Annotated in this window: 21 protein-coding genes and 1 pseudogene; 7 read left to right on the top strand and 15 right to left on the bottom strand. The window is 43.7% G+C overall.

The window, feature by feature from the left end:
• Positions 1–23: 23 nt before the first annotated feature.
• On the bottom strand, positions 24–656 hold the full coding sequence (locus tag ACH0QE_RS14365; protein WP_415801282.1) for a DedA family protein: 633 nt from the start codon (positions 654–656) through the stop codon (positions 24–26).
• 204 nt (positions 657–860) lie between these two features.
• On the opposite strand from ACH0QE_RS14365, the gene ACH0QE_RS14360 reads away from it, so the two are divergent.
• Positions 861–1,220: a hypothetical protein gene (locus ACH0QE_RS14360; RefSeq protein WP_415801281.1), complete on the top strand. Its 360-nt coding sequence runs from the start codon at positions 861–863 to the stop codon at positions 1,218–1,220.
• Positions 1,221–1,314: 94 nt separating this feature from the next.
• Here the strand turns inward: ACH0QE_RS14360 and ACH0QE_RS14355 are convergent, their stop codons facing one another.
• From ACH0QE_RS14355 to ACH0QE_RS14335, 5 genes are all read right to left on the bottom strand, one after another.
• Positions 1,315–1,509 carry a hypothetical protein gene (locus ACH0QE_RS14355; RefSeq protein WP_415801280.1) on the bottom strand — a complete coding sequence of 65 codons (195 nt, stop codon included), beginning with the start codon at positions 1,507–1,509 and terminating at the stop codon, positions 1,315–1,317.
• A 94-nt stretch (positions 1,510–1,603) separates the two neighbouring features.
• On the bottom strand, positions 1,604–2,200 hold the full coding sequence (locus tag ACH0QE_RS14350; RefSeq protein ID WP_415801279.1) for a sulfite oxidase-like oxidoreductase: 597 nt from the start codon (positions 2,198–2,200) through the stop codon (positions 1,604–1,606).
• 93 nt (positions 2,201–2,293) lie between these two features.
• Positions 2,294–3,607: a Na+/H+ antiporter family protein gene (locus ACH0QE_RS14345; protein WP_415801278.1), complete on the bottom strand. Its 1,314-nt coding sequence runs from the start codon at positions 3,605–3,607 to the stop codon at positions 2,294–2,296.
• A 560-nt stretch (positions 3,608–4,167) separates the two neighbouring features.
• Positions 4,168–5,676 carry a leucyl aminopeptidase gene (locus tag ACH0QE_RS14340; protein WP_415801277.1) on the bottom strand — a complete coding sequence of 503 codons (1,509 nt, stop codon included), beginning with the start codon at positions 5,674–5,676 and terminating at the stop codon, positions 4,168–4,170.
• Positions 5,677–5,791: 115 nt separating this feature from the next.
• Positions 5,792–6,169 (bottom strand): DUF309 domain-containing protein, encoded by a 378-nt coding sequence (locus tag ACH0QE_RS14335; protein ID WP_415801300.1) that lies wholly within the window; start codon positions 6,167–6,169, stop codon positions 5,792–5,794.
• Between the two features lie 125 nt (positions 6,170–6,294).
• Here ACH0QE_RS14335 and ACH0QE_RS14330 point away from each other — a divergent pair, with 125 nt between their 5' ends.
• The gene (locus ACH0QE_RS14330) at positions 6,295–6,768 is read left to right on the top strand and encodes a divergent PAP2 family protein (RefSeq protein ID WP_415801276.1); all 474 of its coding nucleotides are present in this window, start codon (positions 6,295–6,297) and stop codon (positions 6,766–6,768) included.
• A 15-nt stretch (positions 6,769–6,783) separates the two neighbouring features.
• Positions 6,784–7,551 (top strand): cobalamin-binding protein, encoded by a 768-nt coding sequence (locus tag ACH0QE_RS14325; protein ID WP_415801275.1) that lies wholly within the window; start codon positions 6,784–6,786, stop codon positions 7,549–7,551.
• Positions 7,552–7,593: 42 nt separating this feature from the next.
• On the opposite strand, the gene ACH0QE_RS14320 is transcribed toward ACH0QE_RS14325, so the two are convergent.
• From ACH0QE_RS14320 to ACH0QE_RS14300, 5 genes are all read right to left on the bottom strand, one after another.
• Positions 7,594–8,304 carry a 3D domain-containing protein gene (locus ACH0QE_RS14320; protein ID WP_415801274.1) on the bottom strand — a complete coding sequence of 237 codons (711 nt, stop codon included), beginning with the start codon at positions 8,302–8,304 and terminating at the stop codon, positions 7,594–7,596.
• Between the two features lie 185 nt (positions 8,305–8,489).
• A complete protein-coding gene (locus ACH0QE_RS14315) occupies positions 8,490–8,810 on the bottom strand; it encodes a YuiB family protein (protein WP_415801273.1) in 321 nt (106 codons plus the stop codon).
• Between the two features lie 144 nt (positions 8,811–8,954).
• The gene (locus ACH0QE_RS14310; RefSeq protein ID WP_214776202.1) at positions 8,955–9,077 is read right to left on the bottom strand and encodes a YuiA family protein; all 123 of its coding nucleotides are present in this window, start codon (positions 9,075–9,077) and stop codon (positions 8,955–8,957) included.
• A 154-nt stretch (positions 9,078–9,231) separates the two neighbouring features.
• Entirely contained in the window at positions 9,232–9,714 is a 483-nt protein-coding gene (locus ACH0QE_RS14305) for an NUDIX domain-containing protein (protein WP_415801272.1), read from the bottom strand.
• A gap of 139 nt (positions 9,715–9,853) precedes the next feature.
• Positions 9,854–11,071: an NAD(P)/FAD-dependent oxidoreductase gene (locus ACH0QE_RS14300; RefSeq protein WP_415801271.1), complete on the bottom strand. Its 1,218-nt coding sequence runs from the start codon at positions 11,069–11,071 to the stop codon at positions 9,854–9,856.
• Positions 11,072–11,446: 375 nt separating this feature from the next.
• On the opposite strand from ACH0QE_RS14300, the gene ACH0QE_RS14295 reads away from it, so the two are divergent.
• The gene (locus ACH0QE_RS14295) at positions 11,447–12,442 is read left to right on the top strand and encodes an NAD(P)/FAD-dependent oxidoreductase (RefSeq protein WP_415801270.1); all 996 of its coding nucleotides are present in this window, start codon (positions 11,447–11,449) and stop codon (positions 12,440–12,442) included.
• 71 nt (positions 12,443–12,513) lie between these two features.
• On the opposite strand, the gene ACH0QE_RS14290 is transcribed toward ACH0QE_RS14295, so the two are convergent.
• Positions 12,514–12,876, bottom strand: coding sequence for a HesB/IscA family protein (locus ACH0QE_RS14290; protein ID WP_415801269.1), 363 nt, complete (start codon positions 12,874–12,876; stop codon positions 12,514–12,516).
• A 163-nt stretch (positions 12,877–13,039) separates the two neighbouring features.
• Here ACH0QE_RS14290 and ACH0QE_RS14285 point away from each other — a divergent pair, with 163 nt between their 5' ends.
• Complete coding sequence (locus ACH0QE_RS14285; protein WP_415801268.1) at positions 13,040–13,735, top strand: DUF2225 domain-containing protein; 696 nt, start codon at positions 13,040–13,042, stop codon at positions 13,733–13,735.
• A gap of 64 nt (positions 13,736–13,799) precedes the next feature.
• Here the strand turns inward: ACH0QE_RS14285 and ACH0QE_RS14280 are convergent, their stop codons facing one another.
• A complete protein-coding gene (locus ACH0QE_RS14280; protein WP_213370782.1) occupies positions 13,800–14,039 on the bottom strand; it encodes a YuzB family protein in 240 nt (79 codons plus the stop codon).
• Between the two features lie 245 nt (positions 14,040–14,284).
• On the opposite strand from ACH0QE_RS14280, the gene ACH0QE_RS14275 reads away from it, so the two are divergent.
• Positions 14,285–15,352 carry an NAD(P)/FAD-dependent oxidoreductase gene (locus ACH0QE_RS14275; RefSeq protein WP_415801267.1) on the top strand — a complete coding sequence of 356 codons (1,068 nt, stop codon included), beginning with the start codon at positions 14,285–14,287 and terminating at the stop codon, positions 15,350–15,352.
• Between the two features lie 285 nt (positions 15,353–15,637).
• Here the strand turns inward: ACH0QE_RS14275 and ACH0QE_RS14270 are convergent, their stop codons facing one another.
• Positions 15,638–15,964 carry a YuzD family protein gene (locus ACH0QE_RS14270; protein WP_415801266.1) on the bottom strand — a complete coding sequence of 109 codons (327 nt, stop codon included), beginning with the start codon at positions 15,962–15,964 and terminating at the stop codon, positions 15,638–15,640.
• 151 nt (positions 15,965–16,115) lie between these two features.
• On the opposite strand from ACH0QE_RS14270, the gene ACH0QE_RS14265 reads away from it, so the two are divergent.
• The gene (locus ACH0QE_RS14265; protein ID WP_041966137.1) at positions 16,116–16,352 is read left to right on the top strand and encodes a NifU family protein; all 237 of its coding nucleotides are present in this window, start codon (positions 16,116–16,118) and stop codon (positions 16,350–16,352) included.
• A gap of 97 nt (positions 16,353–16,449) precedes the next feature.
• Here ACH0QE_RS14265 and ACH0QE_RS14260 read toward each other — a convergent pair.
• A pseudogene (locus ACH0QE_RS14260) lies at positions 16,450–16,911 on the bottom strand (homoserine kinase); the annotation flags it as partial.

Here is a 16,911-nt window from a genome sequence, read left to right as displayed (position 1 = left end):
AATTGAGTGATTCTGAAGGAGGGCTATTTTTGCTGCCCCTCCTGAAGAATCCCTTCTTCAGAAACAGTTGCAGCCCTTATTTTTCTCCGGCGGTAGACGAATATGGTACTGATAATAACGAAAGCAAGGATTACCAGCCAAAATTCTTTATTGTACTTCATGACTATGTCCATTTTATCTCCAAATAGATAGCCTAGCAAAAAAATGATTGAGACCCATACGAAAGCACCACTATAGGCGAAAACAGCAAAGGTTTTAATTGGAAGCCTGCTGAAGCCGTACAGTAGTGGCACCAAATATCTTACCCCTGGAGCAAAACAGCTCAACGACAATGAAAATGCATGGTACCGCTCCATCAGCTTCATTGCAGATTCAATCGAATTCGCGAACCGTTTCTTTTTCCCTAATAACCGAAGGAGCCTTCTCCCTATCACTCTCCCCAATAGATAGGTGGAGGTAAAAGCAGCCGAAATCCCCATGTATGTAACCAAAAATGCAAGGATAGGGTTCAAGGACCCTTTAGCTGAAGCAAGGCCTACTGTCATCAGGATGACCTCATTGGGAACAGGAATGACGAAAACCCCGAACCATAACCATAAAAATAAACCCAAATAGCCATTATCTTCAATAATATTGATAACCAGCTCCAGATCCATGGGTCTCCCCCCTTCATCCCGCCTTGGTCCGATTCTATTTCACAATAGAAGTTAATATGTATAACAATTCTCCCTTCTTCCTTATTTACCCTCTTTTTTTCCTTATTGAACTGCTTTTGGCTTTTCCCACTCTCATACTTAAGGATTTATGTTCATACATTGAAAAAGGTCAAAAACTTACCCGTTAGGAAGGGGTAGCTACTTATGCATTGTTTATTTTTTCATAAAAATAGGCTGACTGATTGGAATGGGACCGATCTAGCTCGTCCATATCCGGCAGTGAATGCAACATTGTTCAAAACTTCAGCTGTTAAAGCAATTGCCCTAATGGAAGACGCTAACCTTGTGATGGCTAAAATAACATCATCAACGTCTTTTTCCAGTGAATTAATGGCTGCCGCCCAGCAATCCGACCAAAAGGAAGTAGAAAGAATGATCCAATCAACCGGGATTAAGAAGAAACCCAAGATCACGTATAACCCGGATGGAATCACAATGAACTTCGTGGATTATGCAGGAGACAAAGAATGCTGCCATATCATCACGCAGCTGAGGTGGGTTTAAGAAAAGCGCTGGAGTTGGACAATTCTCGAAGTGAGTTTTAAACTTTATTATCAAAAAAAGCCGCTGTTCGAAACAGCGGCCATGTCATTTTCATTTAATAATAGAACGGATATCCATATCCGTATCCATAGCCGTAAGGCGGGAAACCGCCGTAACCGTAACCATATGGACGTGGATATAATAACGCGCTACCTAAAAGGCCGCCCAGTACTCCTCCAACAAACGGACCTCCAAAGCCAAAACCAAATGGACGTCTGCCACCATAGAATGGTCTTCTTATTCTATACATCAAGCTACCTCCCTCATATATTTGCCTACATTACTTCATATGCAAAAAGAGAGGGTGTTGAATGGGCGTTTGTCCACTACACTAGAAAAAAAGCCTAGTCCCAGGTCATTCGCTGTTCCTTCCATGGATCTCCATACATATGGTAGCCATTTTCTTCCCAGAAACCAGGCCGGTTTTCAGAGGAGAATTCAATCCCTCTGACCCACTTCGCGCTCTTCCAGAAGTATAGATGAGGAATGACAGCTCTCAATGGATAGCCATGTTCCGGGGTAAGCCCCTCCCCGTTATGGGAATGGGCTAGCAGACTTGTCTCCTTAAGAAAATCCTCAATCGGCAGATTTGTCGTCCAATTTTCCTCAGCGTGTAGAATCACATATTTAGCTGTTTCCTTTGGACTGGCCAGCCGGGCTAGTTCTTGAGTGGATATCCCCGCCCAGACATTGTCCAGCTTTGACCATCCAGTCACACAGTGGATGTCATTGCCGGAGGTCGTTTGCGGCAAAACCATTAAATCTTCATATCGTAAAATCACTTCTTTTTCTACAAGACCAAAAATCTTCAAGGTCCAATCATCGAGATTCTTATAATATGGCACATTGCCATAATGCAGGACAGGGAATGAGGTCGTAACATTTTGGTTTGGCGGTACTCTGTCTGAAGGACCCTTCTTACGCGCTTTTCCGAAATACATATTGATCACCCCTTTGTATTATCCTACCGAATTTCCCTTCTAAAATAAACAAAGCCGCCCTGCCAAAAGAGCAAGACGGTTCTGTTTTACAACCTATAAAATCATCGCGGCGATCCAGCCGAAAATGATCAACGGAATATTATAGTGAACGAATGTCGGAACAACGGTGTCCCAGATGTGATTGTGCTGCGTATCAGCATTCAAGCCGGCTGTCGGTCCAAGTGTGCTGTCGGATGCAGGTGAACCTGCGTCCCCAAGTGCAGCAGCAGTTCCTACAATAGCAATCGTCGCCATCGGGCTGAATCCAAGTTGAAGGCTCAGCGGCACAAATATTGTGGCGATGATTGGAATCGTTGAGAATGAAGAACCGATTCCCATTGTGACCAAAAGTCCTACAACAAGCATTGCCAACGCGCCAAGGGCTTTATTATTGCCAATTGCATCAGCAGCTTGAGCTACAAGTGTTTCAACGTCTCCAGTTTCTTTCAAAACATCAGCGAAACCGAATGCAGCAAGCATAACGAATCCGATGAACGCCATCATCTTCATGCCTTCTGTTAAAAGATTATCAGCTTCACGCCACTTAATCGCTCCGCTTGCGTACACGACAAGGATACCAGCCAGCGCACCGATAATCATCGATCCAAAGTAAAGTTGGGCAGCAAGCGCTGCAACAATGGCAACGATTGAAAAAATGATTCCCATCTTGGAGTACTCACTTTTCTCTACTTGGACCACTTGATAATCCTGATAGATTCTGGGTTTTCGGTAAGATACGAAAATCGCGATCAACAATCCAACAACAAGGCCAGCAACAGGCAGCATCATCGCTGTAGGGATATCGCCCATATCGATTTCCATTCCGCTGTCAGCCATGTTCGTAGCCAGGATGTCGTGGAAAATCCCGCCGAATCCCACCGGCAGCAAAATATAAGGCGCCGTAAGACCGAATGTCAATACAGAAGCAATTAAGCGACGATCTATTTTCAGCTCGTTGAATACAATCAACAACGGTGGAATCAAAATCGGAATAAACGCGATGTGGATTGGAATCAAGTTTTGTGAGAAAATCGCCATCATTAAAATCAGGATGATTATAATTGCTTTAGAGTACGTCTTGGCTTTCGACTCTCCGTTCTTGCCAATCATTCCGATCATCCAGTCAACAATCAGATTGGGCAAGCCAGTCTTGGAAATAGCAACAGCGAACCCTCCAAGCAGCGCGTAACTAAGCGCAACCTCGGCACTGCCTCCTAGTCCTCCTGTAAAAACTTCAATCGTTTTTTCTATACTCAAGCCGCCTGTCAGTCCGCCAATCAGCGCTCCAGCAATCAATGCCAACACAACATTGACACGAAGCAAGCTAAGGATCAGCATTGCCAGGACAGCAATAACAACTGCATTCATGATGAATACTCCTCTCGGTGGTTTAATATTTTTATTTCTCTTATTTCACTTTAGTCTGGTAAATTGGTAGAGAATTAAAATGACAAGTATTAAAATAACATAGAATTGTTTTTTGTGTCAATGGGTTTTTAATAGTTTTGGATAGAGTTAGGATATAAATTTTGTTTCTGTAAAAGAAATAATTCAGCTGTATTTTCAGAATGGGGAGGAGGAACCGGAAAGATGACAACCTTCAGACAATATCCTTCTGAAGTGACTGTGTTTTGTCCGAACACTGGGCCGCTTCGGACAAAAATTCTCCTGAAGCAGCCAGGTTTTGTCTGAACACTGGGCACCTACGGACATAATTCCACTGGAGGGACCTCGTTTTGTCTGAACACTGGGCATCTTCGGACATAATTCTCCTGAAGCGGCCAGGCTTTGTCTGAACACTGGGCACCTTCGGACAATATTCCAAGTATCGAGCATGAATTGTCCGAACTCGGACACTCACCCTCGCGCATTACCCTATAACATAAAAACCCCAAAGCCGCTCAGGCTTTGGGGTTATCAAACTTAACTTATTCTTTATCCGCTGTTTCAAATCTTTCGACCAGCAATGCCAGTGTGCGGGCCATGACGCCGGTTGCGCCTGATGGGCCAAGGTCGTATTCTTTGCTTGTAGTCGCTGTTCCGGCGATGTCGAGGTGTACCCATGGAGTGCCTTCTGCAAATTCGCCTACAAACGCTCCGCCCATGATTGCATGGCCTTCTGCGCCCGGGGAATTATTCAGGTCTGCGATTTTGCTGCCGCGGACACGTTCAATGTCTCGCTCGAACAATGGCAGGCGCCAGATTGGCTCCCCGGATTCATACGAAGCCTCCAGCACTTGTTCAAAAAACTCTTCGTTGTTCGTCAATGCTCCGGAAGTGTGCAGACCTAACGCCGTAATGACACCGCCTGTCAGGGTTGCGATATCAACTAGATAGTTCGCACCATGATGCTTCGCGTATGTCATAGCGTCAGCAAGCACGAGGCGTCCCTCTGCATCTGTGTTCAATACTTCAATCGTTTTGCCGCTCATTGATGTGATGACATCATCCGGTTTGAAGGCTGTGCCCGAGATCATGTTGTCTGTTGACGGGATAACCGCTACGACGTTTTGCTCCGGCTTCAGTTCGCCGATGATTTCCATTGCACCAAGCACCGCTGCCGCACCGCCCATATCGGACTTCATGCCAACGATGCCAGCCTTTGTTTTAATCGAGTAACCGCCTGTATCAAATGTGATACCCTTGCCGACAAGACCGATTACATCCTTCCACTCTTCCTTGCCTTGATACTTCAGCACAATCATTTTAGGCGGCTGTGCAGATCCCTGATTGACCGCAAGCAGAGCGCCCATGCCGAGCTTTTCCATCTCATCTTTTTCCAAAATTTCTGCTTCAAACTCATATTTTTCCGCTAACTTCATCGCATATTCAGCCATGTCTGTTGCAGTTAAAAGATTGCCCGGCGTATTCACGAGTGTACGAGCCGAATTCGTTCCCTTGCCGAAAACATAGCCAACCTCAAGTGCTGCTTCCACTTCGCCCTCTTCGTCTGCACTATACACTGTCAGGCTTTCGATTCGCTTTTCAGGCTCGTTTGATTTTTGCTTGTAGCCCTCAAACTCATATGTAGCCATCGGTAACGCTTCACCTAACGCATGCGCCGCATCATTAAGCTCAACCTTATCGCTTGTGAAAGTATCTAAAAGCACGGCTGCTTCTGTCCACTTCTCTTTCTTTGCACTCTTGAACAAGCGGCCGAATGCGTCCCTTACAGTTTCAAAATTGTATTCTTTTTCATGCCCAAGGCCGACAAAATATACTTTTCTCGCACCAATTTTACCGAATGTATGTATCTTGGAAATCGCTTTTTTCTTAGTTGAAATATCCCCGCTTTTAACGAGTTCTGTCAGTTGGCCGTCAAAAAGCTGGTCAGCTTCACCAACGGAACCTTCAAGGCCAGACGGTTTGTTGAACAAGCCAATTACCAGACACTCATGGCTGTTTGAAAAATCAAATTGATCATTAACTTTGAACAAATTATTCACCCCTACATATTTATAACTTCATTATATCGAAACCGTTCAAATATTTCGACTTCCTAATCTTGCAGTTACTTCCTTTCTTCGCTCGCATGTGAAATAATCGCACCTGTCAATCTTCAAGGTACAAATATAATACTGGCAGCTCGGGCAGCATCACAACTTCCTCATATGGAACCCGGTCCAGTTCAGCTGGGAATATACTCAGGCACTCTTCAATAAAGGGATAGATCTTTTCCAAATCAAGTCCCCAATGGACTGGGCGGTAGGATTGCAAATAGTCATGCGCCGCCTGCATCATCAGCCGTGCTCCCTTTACATTCCCATAGCTGTAATGGTAAATGGCAACACTCATTTGCAGAAGGCCTTTTAAAAATAGATTGCCTTTATCGGTCATCCACATATCTTCAAGCAAGTCGTGGCAGGTATAATAGTCCCCTTCGTTGAATTTAATAAAGAACTCGTAATACTCATCAGGGTAGTCCATCAACTCCCTCACCTCAATCCTCCATGTATTAGAACTATTTTATCAAACGTACAAAATAAGCTGTAATGTTATAATTAAACTTGGGTATTACTTAAAGAGGTACTTTTTTATAAATAGGGGGAACAGCCATGGAATTATTGATGAATTTCCCATTATGGGCTTCGCTTGCTGCGATTTTTTTCGCGCAGTTCGTAAAGGTCCCTATTCAATACATTGCGACGAGGAAAATCGATTGGTCGCTTTTAACAAGCACAGGTGGAATGCCAAGTTCCCACTCTGCTGCGGTTACAGCATTGGCTACAGGTGTGGCGCTCGAAACTGGTTTAGATTCAGCCGTTTTCGCGGTCGCCGCTGTTTTTGCAATTATTACTATGTTTGATGCATCAGGTGTCCGCAGGCAGGCAGGAGAGCAAGCCATCGTTTTGAACCAGCTTGTAGCTGATTTCGGCCGGTTCGCCCAGGAGGCAAAGGGCTGGCAGCATAAACCTGAACAGGAAAAGCAGAAAGAACTGAAAGAATTGCTCGGCCACAAACCAATTGAAGTGTTTTTCGGAGGATTGACAGGTGTAGCCTTGACCTTGCTGCTTCACTATTTACTTTAAAAGCAGGTGAAACTCATGAGAGTAATATCTTTATGTCCCAGCAATACTGAAATCATGGAATTCCTTGGACTAACTGATCTCCTTGTGGGAGTTGATGATTTTTCAGACTGGCCAGACTCGGTTAAATCATTGCCCCAGCTCGGTCCCGACCTATCGATTGACATGGACCTTGTCGAGGAATTGAAGCCAGACCTCGTCCTTGCGTCTTTAAGCGTTCCAGGGATGGAGAAGAATATTAAAGGTTTAGCAGCACGCAATATTCCGCATATCGTTTTGAATCCGCAATCTTTGCCGGATATTGAAAATGACTTGATGATAACAGCCAATGCTTTGAACATGCCGGAACGCGGCCAGGAAGCAGCTGCCCAATTCAGGCGCAGACTGGAGAACATCAAGCAAAAAGGCGCCAATGCCGATTGGAGTCCAAAGCTTTACTGGGAATGGTGGCCAAAGCCTGTTTTTACTCCTGGCAGCATTAACTGGCTGACAGAGGTGTCCGAGGCTGCTGGTGGTGAGAATGCTTTTAAAGACGTTGAGCTCGCAAGCGTGCAGACGGACTGGGATGATGTGAAATCACGAAATCCGGATTATATATGCGTCGCCTGGGTCGGTGTCAGGCAGCAAAAGGTGAAGAAGGAATTGATCACAAACAGGCCTGGCTGGGAGGAACTTGATGCTGTCAAAAACGACCGGATCCTGATCCTCGAAGAAGAACTATACTGCCGTCCGTCACCACGACTTTTGGATGGCCTGGAAAAACTGCACCGTCTCCTCCATGACTGAACTAAAAAGGCACTTTCCAATTCAAGGAAAGCGCCTATACTTTTATGATTTTTTGCCGCCTGTATATTGCTGGCGGAAAACTTGCATCGATTCATTCTCATTAAGGGCTTTTAAATCTTCTTCTGTCAGCTTGCCATTGCCCATTTCGATTAAATATACATCCAATGTCTTTTTACCCCATTGTTCGTATACATCCTTGACAGTATCATAATAAAGATCGACTTTATTCCCTTTGATTGCGCCACCTTTATCGGCAACAACACCGAATCCGTATCCCGGGATGAAAAGGATTGTCCCAATTGGGAATACGTTTAAATCAGCCGCGACAGTTGAATATAAGTCACGTTTAACTTTTACACCAGAATAAGTGATTCCATACCCCGGATGCCCAGGGTTTTTGCCCGTCGATTCAATACCGGCTGTATACCCTGTCGCTATGATTTTCTTTGTCGGGTATTGTGACCAGTTCAGTGATTCCTCAAGAGTCGGCTGCTTCCCGGCCACCTTTTCACTTGAAGAAATTTTAGTCGTGAAGTCAGATACTTTTTTCAAAAATTTAAAGGCAAGTCCTATAGATTTCTTTGTATGATTTATACTTGAGTTTTCCTCTTGTTGAGTTCCTGCGCTATCAAATACGTATGTAGATACAGTAGAAGCTTCAACCCCAGAAATAGAATGGAACGTAGAAGTTATAGCGGCAAAAAATAAAACTGCCATCACTGAGCGTCTGGCCCACATTTTTAAAATATTCATATAATTTTTCACTCCTCCCAAAACTATTAATTTCCCAACGAAACAAGAAATATTCCAAAAGGAGCAAAAAAGTGCCAAAAGACCTATTTACACTTCCATTAAAAAGTAAAATATTACTTATAGTATCCAACAATCATCCGATTTTATGCATAAAAAAAACCTTCAAATATTGAAGGTTTCTTGTATTAGAACATTTGATATCCTTTTTTTCGCAAAAGCCTGATGACTATACCGGCTAAGATTGCCCCCGCCAGACCGCTGCTTAAAATCAGTATGTCTGCCATGGCCAACTGTGAAAGCCTCTGTCCAAGATCACTGAAGGCTTCACCGCTATTCCTGAAATAGTCAATAAACGGATACTTATCAATAATGAAAACCGCAATTAATGGATAAACAACCGCCATGATCCAAGACATCCTCAGCAGCATATTCAATAAAAAGCCAATCCCGAAGAACAGGACAAAAAACAATAACATCGAAATGATCAGTGTGACAACCGTCATCATGTCTATATCCCCCCATTAAACATCATTTCTAGTTTACTGTTTGTCCGTTTTCGAGTCAATGAAATGGTGTGACTTTCACCCTGGATCATGTTAAGGCAAAAAGAAAAACCCCGCATTCTGCGAAGGTCAAAGATGCTTTGCCTATTATTTTGATTTACCGGATCCGCTGCAGCATGTGCACGTTTCTGAACCGCCAAGCAACAGTTGGAAATAGCCTTTACCAGAACAGTATGGACATTCCTTTGAATCATGTGTATGCATTTTCATTTGTGAACCTCTCCTTTATTATTGAATTTTCTGATAATATATCAGACATTCTATATTTTTGAAAAGGTTCAAATTTGACCAAAAAACTACATTGAAAACGGATACATCATATATTTTCTTTAATTATCTGTCACTTCCTTAAAGTTTCAGAAAATTATAAAAATAATTTGTATGCACTATAATGAAACTGCTTTCCTGGATCCAATCCCTCTGCTCCGGACACAACTTGACCAATTGGTTTACTTAAAAGGTAGTGCAGCAACAGTGAGGTATCAGTATCTGATTTTAGTTCATCAGATGTCATGAATTTTGCATCGTATAGCTCACTTTCCTCGACCGTCACCTTCTGACCTGGAAGTGGAGCCAATAGAAATACGAGCATATTATCGCTGATGGAATCCCGGATCACACCAGTTCGCAAACCAAGAAGCCCTGTAATCGCACATTCTACACCTGTTTCTTCTTTCACTTCCCGAAGGACAGCGTAATCGGCAGTTTCCCCTTCATCTACGAAGCCTGCTGGCAGCGACCAGCTTCCTTTCAAGCCTCCATAGCGCTTTTTGACGACCAGCCAGCGCCCATCATCCGAAATAACAACACCGGCGACACCAAGCCAGACATTTTCACGTTTCCCCATTCTTTTCCCCATCCAATAGCTAATTTGTACTAATATTGTACCCTATTGGATTCTGATTCGTCTTTGCATCTGTTCGCCTGGTTGTCCTCAACTAGAAATAAAAAACAGACCCCCTTAGGAGCCTGTTTCAGTATATCTATTACAGAACGTTGAATTTACCTTTTTTAAGAACCAATGAAGGACCGCCGATCATATACAGCGCACGGTTGTCGATCATTTTTTTCATGAAGGAAGCTTTCGTGCCGACCATTTTCTTGCCGAATGCAACGCCGATTGCGTCATCTTCACCAAGTGAACATACTGTACCCTTTATATCTGGTGTGAATGTCTCCATCTCGGATTTACCACGGACCAGAGCCGCGATGTTCCTCGCACATACTTCACCCTGCTGCATGGCGATTTGTGCAGTCGGAGGATATGGACGGTTGATTTCCTCGTTGATGATCAATGAGCAGTCACCGACAATGAATACATCCTCTGAACCCGGCAGGCGAAGGTCTGGCTGCACTTTAACGCGGCCGCGCATTGCTTCGATTCCAGATTTTTCGATAACAGAGTTACCGCGGACACCAGCTGCCCAAACAACTGTACCAGCTTTGATTTCTTCGACTTCTTCTTCACCTTTTGCAACGATGATGCCTTCTGGTGTCGCTTCCTTGATTGCCGTACCGATGCGGAATTCCACACCTTTTTTCTCAAGCGTAGCGACCGCATAGTTAACAAGCTCTGGATCGAACCCTGGAAGAACCATTGGTGCAGCTTCGACACAAACGATTTTTACTTTATGGTAGTCCACATCATATTCACGGCAAAGTTCAGGAACGCGATTTGTCAGTTCACCAAGGAACTCGATTCCTGTGAAGCCCGCACCGCCAACAACGATTGTCAGGCGCTCATCTTTCTTTTCCGCTTCAGTATTGTAAGTTGCGAATTGATACTCGATATGTTCGCGGATTTGTCTTGCTGAATTGACGTTGACGATAGAGAAAGCATACTCTTTCAAACCTTTAATACCAAAAGTTTCAGGTTCAGCACCAAGGGCAATGACAAGATAATCATAGACAATGTCACCGTTCTCGAGGATTACACGCTTCTCATCCAGCTTGATTTCTTCTACAGCTCCCTGGACGAATTCAACCTTATGGCGATCAATTACATCACGTACATCATAACGGACTTTGTCATGGTGCAAAGTTCCTGCTGATGCTTCATGCAGCCATGTTGTTTCATAGTGGTAATCATTTTTGTTAATAAGGACAATGTCAGCCTCGTTTACTCCAACAGCTTTTTGTAAACGGGTAGCTGTCATTAATCCCCCGTATCCTGCTCCTAAGATTACGATCTTTGGCTTTCTCAAAGTGATCACTTCCACCTTTTTAAAATATTTTTGGTTGAATGGCTCATCTCTATCTGCCGCCATCTTTTTCCGGATAAGTTTGTGATATTATTCACTAGAATGTTCAAAAAAATGTCCTGAAAATGTCACAAAATCTTAACATTATTGCCTACCATCCATCTTATTCTTTTTGCGACGCATTTTCAAGCGATTAAGTTAACTTGGAAATATTCAGAAAATAGGCTGATTTCACTATTTTTCAGTATGATAAAGGGATTTTTCTATGAAATATATTGTTCCACAAGTAATGTTCTATTATGATTAGGAGTTTATTTTTACGATTTATGGTATTATAAAAATTGGAGCAATTTTACTACATAGTGAGGGGGATATGGAGTGAAAGAAGATCAAAAAGTTTATGACATCACGATTATCGGCGGGGGGCCTGCTGGTCTGTTCACAGCTTTCTACGGCGGAATGAGACAAGCATCTGTTAAGATTATTGAAAGTTTGCCACAGTTAGGCGGGCAATTATCAGCACTTTATCCTGAAAAGTACATATACGATGTTGCCGGCTTTCCAAAAGTCCGTGCCCAGGAGCTGATCAACAACCTGAAAAAGCAAATGGCGAAATTCGAGCCTGCTACTGCTCTTGAGCAATCTGTTGAAAAGCTTGAAAAACTGGAAGATGGATCAATTAAGCTGACTACTGATAAAGAAGTTCATTATACAAAAACAGTTATCATCACAGCAGGAAACGGTGCGTTCCAGCCGCGCAGGCTTGAACTTGAAAGCGCTGCCCAATACGAAGGCAAGAACCTGCACTATTTCATAGATGACCTGAATCAGTTCGCGGGCCAAAAGGTCGCGGTATTAGGCGGAGGCGATTCAGCTGTAGACTGGGCATTGATGCTTGAGCCAATCGCTGAACAAGTAACAATCGTCCACCGACGCGATAAGTTCCGCGCCCATGAGCATAGTGTTGAAAACCTGCAAAACTCAAAGGTTGATATCAAGACTCCTTATGTGCCGACTGAACTTGTTGGTGATGGAGAAAATATCAGCCAGATCGTTCTTAAGGACGCTAATGGCGAAGATACTGTAGCCGTTGACGTTGACGCGGTCATCTGCAACTTCGGTTTCGTTTCATCTCTTGGACCAATCAAGGAATGGGGCCTTGAAATCGAAAAGAACTCCATCGTCGTCAACTCGAAAATGGAAACGAATATCCCGGGCGTTTATGCTGCAGGCGATATCTGCACATACGAAGGCAAGGTCAAGCTGATTGCGACAGGATTCGGTGAAGCTCCTACAGCTGTCAACAACGCAAAATCCTATATGGATCCAAAAGCGAAGACACAGCCGCTTCACAGTTCATCGATGTTCAAGTAAAAACGAACAGCGCAAGCGCTTCTCTTAATGCAAAAAAAGCAAGGTCCGCGGACCTTGCTTTTTTGTTTAGTTTAACATTCTTCAGGTGTTCCTTCTCGTGTCGCTGTCTTGAAACTAGAACCGCAACCGCATGATGCGATCGCGTTCGGGTTGTCAATTGTGAAGCCGCCTCCCATTAAAGACTGCTTATAGCTGACTGTTGTGCCATTCAGCACTGGAGCGCTGTCCTTATCAACAAGGATTTTTATGCCGTGCTGCTCCAATTGGGTGTCGCCTTCTTCCACTTCGTGGGCAAAACCCATGCCGTAAGAGAGGCCGCTGCAGCCGCCGCCTTTTACAGAAACGCGAAGGTAAGCGTCTTCCGTCTCGTTTTGTTTCATCATATCTTTAACCTGCAATGCAGCTTCTTCAGTTAGAATCACAATATTATCCACAATAAAACCTCCTTGATCCCTTTCTTATTAGTATACTCACACTTTTTCCAATCCTCAACCAATCAAGCCGAAAAAGAATTATATTCATATTTTCCCACCGAACAGCGAATTAACTTGGTATAATATACCTATAATCTAATTAGGAAACAGGCAGGTGACGAAAATGACTCAAATAGAACCGCTCTATGATAAAAAATATCACTGTGAAATGTGTGAACAACCTTTTACTACCAAAAAAGTTCGTTCCCGCTTTGTGAAAGTCCTCCGTTTTGATACTGATTTCGCCCCTATTTATGCCGAAGGCTTTGAAAACCCTAATTTTTATTATGTTAATGTCTGTCCGAATTGCGGCTACTCTTTTACCGATGATTTCAGCACCTATTTTCCGCCGGGCGGTAAACAGCTCATCCAGGATAAAATATGCAATCAATGGGCTCAACATAACTATGGAGATAAACGAACAATCCAGGAAGCTATGAACACTTTCAAACTCGCAGCTTATAGTTCGACTCTAAAAAAAGAGAAACATATCGTTTCAGCCGGCTTGTACATAAGACTTGCCTGGCTGTATCGCTCAACAGATAATCCCGAACAGGAAATGCGTTTTTTAAAACTCGCCCTGAAGGAATATACTGAGTCGTACAGCACGGGAGATTATAAAGGAACTCAAGTCTCAGAGCTGCGGCTGATGTATCTGATTGGCGACCTCTCAAGAAGGATCGGCCAAACGCAGGACGCGGTCCGTTTTTTCTCAAAAGTAATCGAAAAGCAGAGGCAGTCTGTCGAACCGCAAATCATCCAGCTGGCAAAAGACCGCTGGCAGGAAATGCGTGAAGATAAAGTCGTTTCGGGCAGCTAACCTCTATCCTACTCACATGAAAAAAGGCTGGCAATGGTTCATACCACACCAGCCTTTTTCTATATTAAAACATCGGGTTCTCGTCCAAATATTTATAAATATTTTCTACTAGTTCTTCGGGAGTTTCTCCCACTACCGGATCCCCGTTTACGAGCGCGAACATGGATTGTGCACATTTGCCGCAGTAACCAAGGCAGCCGTATTCGATGACATCCAGATCGTAGTCCTTCTCCAGCTCAGCCCTGGCTTTTTGAGAACCGCTTGCTAGATTGCTGATGCAAAATTCAATGATTGGCTTAATCATTTGTTTCACCTCTCTACTAATTTTTAATCGTAACCTTTTTCCAGGAAATCGTCAATTTCCCTGGCTCAGGACTTCTATAAAATTGTTGTTATTTTGTCACAATTTCGTTATACTTTTCATGGTGATTTATTGAGCATAAAAATATTGCAAAATAATTTCAGAAAATGTATCCGTTTACGAGTTTAAAGAGCGAGCTGGAGAAACATCATTAACTGTCTCTGAAGAGTTAAAAAGGGGAAATTCACATGAAGAATCTCGTTATCCTTGGCGGCGGCTATGGCGGCATGCGCATCCTTAATAAATTGCTGCCGAATGACCTGCCGGAAGATGTATCAATTACGTTGATTGACCGTGTTCCATACCACTGTTTAAAAACAGAATACTATGCCCTGGCTGCAGGTACGATTTCTGACCAGCATATCCGGGTGGCATTTCCTGAGCATCCCCGCCTTCAGGTAAAATATGCGGAAGTAACAGCCATCAATCTTGAGGATCAGAAGGTTGAGCTCCAGGGTGATGAGTTTGTTCAATATGATGACCTTATTATCGGACTCGGCTGTGAAGATAAATATCACAATGTCCCAGGAGCTGACAAGTTCACATACAGCATCCAATCAATTGAAAAGTCCCGCGCGACCTACCAGGCCCTTAACAATTTGCCAGCAGGCTCAACCGTTGCAATCGTCGGTGCAGGGTTAAGTGGTGTTGAGCTTGCGAGTGAATTGGCTGAAAGCCGCAAAGATTTGAAAATAAAGCTTTTTGACCGTGGCAACCATATCCTTTCTGCCTTCTCTGAACGCCTGAGTACGTATGTTGAGAATTGGTTTGATAATCACAATGTTGAAATCATCAACAACGCGAATATCACGGAAGTCCAGAAAAATGTTCTCTATAACCACGATGAGCCGATTGTTTGTGACGCGATCGTTTGGACAGCCGGCATCCAGGCGAATCGACTTGTCCGCGATATGGACGTTGAGAAAGACAGCATGGGCCGGGCAACAGTAACACCGCAACACAATCTGCCGGGCTATGAAAATGTTTATATAGTCGGGGACTGCGCAAGCCTTCCACACGCACCAAGTGCACAGCTTGCAGAAGGCCAGGCAGAACAGATCGTCCAGGTTCTGCAAAAGCGCTGGAAAGGCGAAGAACCGCCTGAATCATTCCCACCGATCAAGCTGAAAGGCATCATTGGCTCACTCGGCAAAAAGCACGGCTTCGGACTAGTCGCCGAACGCCCGATTACCGGCCGCGTCGCCCGCCTGCTGAAATCAGGGATTTTGTGGATGTATAAGTATCATAATGGATGATGTGTTGAAAGCCGGGCGAAGGGACGCCCGGTTTTTTATTTACATGCAGACACAAAATTGGAAAAAGTCGTCCGAATTTCCAATTCGCTATAATATCTCTAAAGTCGCTATATAAATGAAATTCTCGCTATATAAATGAATTTTTCGCTATATAATCTTCAAAGTCGCTATATAAATAAAATTTCCGCTATAAAAGTTTTTCGCACTTAAGCAAGTCGTGATTTTCATCATAAATCTTCTCAAAAAGAGAGAAAAGCACCCCAATTCGGAATGCTTTTAACAGATTTACGCTGGAACGTATCCATATTTCTCTAATTCTGCGTAAATTGTTTTCAATTTCGGGTTTCCTTCGCCGACGATCTTGCCTTCGAGCAGGACGACAGGGTAGAACATGTCTTCTTCGATTACTTTTTCGGCGAATTCCTTTTTATCTTCGTCTGCTGGAGGGTTGTGGATATCTACATAGACAATTTTGAATGGCTGGTCTGCGTATTTGCGACCGATCGCGGCTTCAAGCCATTCATATGTTTCTTTTGAGGATGGCAGATTCACACAGCTTGGGCATAATACTTCTGCACCGTAAACGACGATTTCTACCTCTTTACGTTCCATTATCAATTACCCCCTGTTATTTTCTTTTATTTTACTATACGATGAAAAGGATGCATAAGGAAAAAACTGTGTTCACTGGTTTTTCAGTTAATTGGATAGATTTTTCCGGCCGATAAGATTATAATAAGTATTATGAAAGGAGTCGATTTGCATGACTGAACAGCAAATGTTTGAACAAGTACAGGAAGTATTAGATAAATTGCGCCCATTCCTTCTTCGCGATGGTGGAGACTGCGAACTTGTTGATATTGAGGATGGCATTGTTAAACTTCGCCTGCTTGGTGCATGCGGTAGCTGCCCGAGCTCCACAATCACGCTTAAGGCTGGAATTGAACGCGCACTTTTAGAAGAAGTACCTGGTGTTGTTGAGGTTGAACAGGTATTCTAATTAACCAATAATAAAGCGGTTTTGCCAATTTAGGCAAAACCGCTTTTTTTAAGGTTCTTTTTAAAAAAATATTCGAGGACCGATTTTCAAAAAATCATCATCTAAATGAAGACCTGCATCCTGCCTTATCAATCTGCAAACTGAAAACCTCCAACCCCACTAGATGCTGCCTCAGCTTTTCCGCTACTGCTTCCCCTTTACCGGGTTCAGCCAGGCACATAATTGATGGTCCTGCCCCGCTCAGTGCTACACCGAATGCGCCTGATTGGATTGCCTTCACATGGACGTCTTCAAAAAATGGCACAAGTGCTTTCCTATACGGCTGATGGAACAAATCAGCGCTCATCATCTTGCCTGCAAGGTTCCAATTCTGTGTCATCAGGGCGGCAAGCAGTTGATTAGCTACTGCACTTGCCTGGACACTTCGCTGAAAATCGACCGCTCTCGGGAGGACATCACGGGACGTTTCTGTCAGCAACTCCTGGTTAGGTATTACGAGAATCGGGTCAAACTGAATTTGGTCAAGGACGGTTAAATCGACCTCATCTCCTATTTGACT

The sequence above is a fragment of the Mesobacillus sp. genome (assembly GCF_047739415.1).
Taxonomy (GTDB): Bacteria; Bacillota; Bacilli; order Bacillales; family Cytobacillaceae; genus Mesobacillus.
The sequence above is the reverse complement of the archived record's forward strand: the minus strand, read 5'-3'. Positions and strand labels throughout refer to the sequence as shown.

Bases quoted from the DNA above. Each gene is read 5' to 3' on its own strand.
- ACH0QE_RS14365 (WP_415801282.1), bottom strand. From the start codon at position 656: ATGGATCTGGAGCTGGTTATCAATATTATTGAAGATAATGGCTATTTG.
- ACH0QE_RS14360 (WP_415801281.1), top strand. From the start codon at position 861: ATGCATTGTTTATTTTTTCATAAAAATAGGCTGACTGATTGGAATGGG.
- ACH0QE_RS14355 (WP_415801280.1), bottom strand. From the start codon at position 1,509: ATGTATAGAATAAGAAGACCATTCTATGGTGGCAGACGTCCATTTGGT.
- ACH0QE_RS14350 (WP_415801279.1), bottom strand. From the start codon at position 2,200: ATGTATTTCGGAAAAGCGCGTAAGAAGGGTCCTTCAGACAGAGTACCG.
- ACH0QE_RS14345 (WP_415801278.1), bottom strand. From the start codon at position 3,607: ATGAATGCAGTTGTTATTGCTGTCCTGGCAATGCTGATCCTTAGCTTG.
- ACH0QE_RS14330 (WP_415801276.1), top strand. From the start codon at position 6,295: ATGGAATTATTGATGAATTTCCCATTATGGGCTTCGCTTGCTGCGATT.
- ACH0QE_RS14325 (WP_415801275.1), top strand. From the start codon at position 6,784: ATGAGAGTAATATCTTTATGTCCCAGCAATACTGAAATCATGGAATTC.
- ACH0QE_RS14320 (WP_415801274.1), bottom strand. From the start codon at position 8,304: ATGAATATTTTAAAAATGTGGGCCAGACGCTCAGTGATGGCAGTTTTA.
- ACH0QE_RS14315 (WP_415801273.1), bottom strand. From the start codon at position 8,810: ATGATGACGGTTGTCACACTGATCATTTCGATGTTATTGTTTTTTGTC.
- ACH0QE_RS14310 (WP_214776202.1), bottom strand. From the start codon at position 9,077: ATGAAAATGCATACACATGATTCAAAGGAATGTCCATACTGTTCTGGT.
- ACH0QE_RS14305 (WP_415801272.1), bottom strand. From the start codon at position 9,714: ATGGGGAAACGTGAAAATGTCTGGCTTGGTGTCGCCGGTGTTGTTATT.
- ACH0QE_RS14285 (WP_415801268.1), top strand. From the start codon at position 13,040: ATGACTCAAATAGAACCGCTCTATGATAAAAAATATCACTGTGAAATG.
- ACH0QE_RS14280 (WP_213370782.1), bottom strand. From the start codon at position 14,039: ATGATTAAGCCAATCATTGAATTTTGCATCAGCAATCTAGCAAGCGGT.
- ACH0QE_RS14275 (WP_415801267.1), top strand. From the start codon at position 14,285: ATGAAGAATCTCGTTATCCTTGGCGGCGGCTATGGCGGCATGCGCATC.
- ACH0QE_RS14270 (WP_415801266.1), bottom strand. From the start codon at position 15,964: ATGGAACGTAAAGAGGTAGAAATCGTCGTTTACGGTGCAGAAGTATTA.
- ACH0QE_RS14265 (WP_041966137.1), top strand. From the start codon at position 16,116: ATGACTGAACAGCAAATGTTTGAACAAGTACAGGAAGTATTAGATAAA.